We start from the raw sequence: 2,190 nt of genomic DNA on the forward strand, positions 1-2,190 counted from the left end.
AATCCATATGCCCTGGTACAAAGCCGGGACGGTTTCTGTCGTCCAAAATTCGAATACTGTTGCGGGCACTGGCACAGCTTTTATTGCCAATAGTCGTGTCGGTGATGCGTTTATAGGGCCTGATGGCCGGTTGTATGAAGTGACCAATATTGCCAGTGACACGGCGATGTCGATCTCGCCAAGCTACCTTGGGGCAAACGCCGCCGCCGGGACTTATGCGCTGGCACCCATGCAAGGTTACGTGAAGCAGTCCGCCGACGCATTGCGCGCCTTGGTGAATCAGTTTGGCTCAGCGCTCGATACCGCCTCCACGAAAAAGGCCCAGACCTCAGTGTCTGATGCCACTCCGGGCGCGCTGCTTGCGGTCGGCGCCTTCGGATCGAACGGCGGACCGGCCATCCCTTGCGCAAACACGGTCGATGCGAACTCCCTGAACACGCCGGGCTTTGTTTATTCTTTCTCGAACGGGGGCAACAACCTTCCGGAAACCACTTGCTACATCCGAGTCACTGGCGCCGGGGGTGCGTTGCTGAAGCAGGAAGCGCTCGGAATGCTTTCCAACAAGCGCTACGACCGCTTTCTGAACGGCACCATCTGGTCTGCATGGCAGGGTCCTGCGGCGGGCGCCAACTCCGATATCACCTCGCTGTCTGGCCTGACCACAGCGCTTTCCGTAGCCCAAGGGGGTACCGGAGTCACCACCGTTGCTGCTTTGCTTGCCGCCCTCAACGCAGCGGGGAACTACTCGCGCAGCAACATCGTTGGCACGGTGTCAGACGCCTCCGGCGCGCCTGCTGGTGCAATCATCGAATCTGGGGTTCTGAACTCCGGCTATTACACAAAGTTTGCAGACGGCACGCTCATTCAACGGCGTTCGGTCACGATCGGCGGGGGCACGGTGGCGAACGGCTCGGTTTTCAAAGGCCTTACCTACGACATGGGGGCAATGCCAGTGCCATTCGTTGGCGAGTATCAAGTGATGGGGTTCGGGATTTCGCAGGCGTCCGGCGGCGGCTGGGCAGGGCAGCAGTTGTTCGGGTCTCTCAGCACTTGGGGGCAGTGGTCGGCATACACCGCAGCCGCAGTGAGCGGGAACGTCACAATTTCTTTGATCGGCATCGGGCGGTGGAAAGCATGAGAATCAAACTTCAGGCCCAGCGCCACGACGATCAGCCCTTTGAGGTGATCAAGTCGGGTGATGTGCTCACCGTCAACGGTGAGACGTTCGATTTCTCACCGATGCCCGACGGCTCCACGCTGCCGGCATCAGCAATCAGTTCGCCCTGGTTCATTTCAACAGTGGACAAGCAGGCGGGCGAGATCACGCTGACCATGATTCTGCCGGTTCCTGCGAACTTCAGCCCGGAACAGGCCAACCCCGTCGATTTGGTGGCTGTGGCAGACGGGCTTGTCGTATTTCCCCCACCTCTGCCAGAGCCCGAGCCGCAGACGGAACAGCGCCAGATTCAGGAGGCCGCGGAATGAGCAACATTGACTGGTCGCAGTTGATCACCAAGGAAATGAAGGAAGCTGCCAGCGCCGCGCAGCACCTGGCGGAGGTGAAAGCTGACCTTGCCGCGCGCAATAACGTGGCCGCTGGGCAGATCGCCCGCATTCAAGACCGCGTGAACACATTGGGTTACGGCGTAGATGCCGGCGAAGCCACGCAGGAGGACGAGGCCGAATTGGCGGCGCTGACCATCATTCTCAAGGCCTGGAAGGCCTACAAGTACGCACTGGGCAAGGTGGCAACCCAGCCCACATGGCCGACGGCGCCGAACTGGCCGACGGTGCCCGCCATCCCTGACATCGCCGCAGATCCTGCCGCGTTGGCTCCCGACTCAATCTGACAATGAGCCGCGACTAGGCCGATGCCGTTTTTTGTTCCTGTCCCCGCTTGAGCGCCACACGCTGCGGAAAAGCTCCAGTGCCATCGTGAGCAATGACGGCTTAGGCGCGGGGGCGAATTTGCGGCGCACGGGTGCCCGGCTAAAACTCCCATCGTCATAGCTGCTGGGGTAGGAGTGGTCTTCCTGATCATCATATCCATAGGGCGGCATATCCAAACTCCATCCAGTTTTGTGAGATGGAAATCCTAGTCGAGAAGCTGAACTGAGCAGTGTCATTCGTCAGAAGAAATGACGATCAATCCAAACCGATCCCTGCCCGCCCTCAAGCGGGTATTTTTTT

3 protein-coding genes are annotated in these 2,190 nt (G+C 59.5%); all 3 read left to right on the forward strand.

Annotation, left to right across the window (positions count from 1 at the left end; translation table 11 throughout):
• The coding region (locus tag AC07V9_RS29590; RefSeq protein WP_495019165.1) for a pyocin knob domain-containing protein at positions 1-1,138 on the forward strand (1,138 nt) is incomplete at its 5' end.
• Positions 1,135-1,485 carry a hypothetical protein gene (locus tag AC07V9_RS29595; protein ID WP_495019166.1) on the forward strand — a complete coding sequence of 117 codons (351 nt, stop codon included), beginning with the start codon at positions 1,135-1,137 and terminating at the stop codon, positions 1,483-1,485. The genes AC07V9_RS29590 and AC07V9_RS29595, both read left to right, overlap by 4 nt.
• Entirely contained in the window at positions 1,482-1,850 is a 369-nt protein-coding gene (locus AC07V9_RS29600; protein ID WP_495019167.1) for a tail fiber assembly protein, read from the forward strand. The genes AC07V9_RS29595 and AC07V9_RS29600 overlap by 4 nt, the downstream gene beginning before the upstream one ends.
• The last annotated feature ends 340 nt before the right edge of the window (positions 1,851-2,190 follow it).

It is taken from the genome of Pseudomonas sp. GW821-FHT02A11 (genome assembly GCF_059421985.1).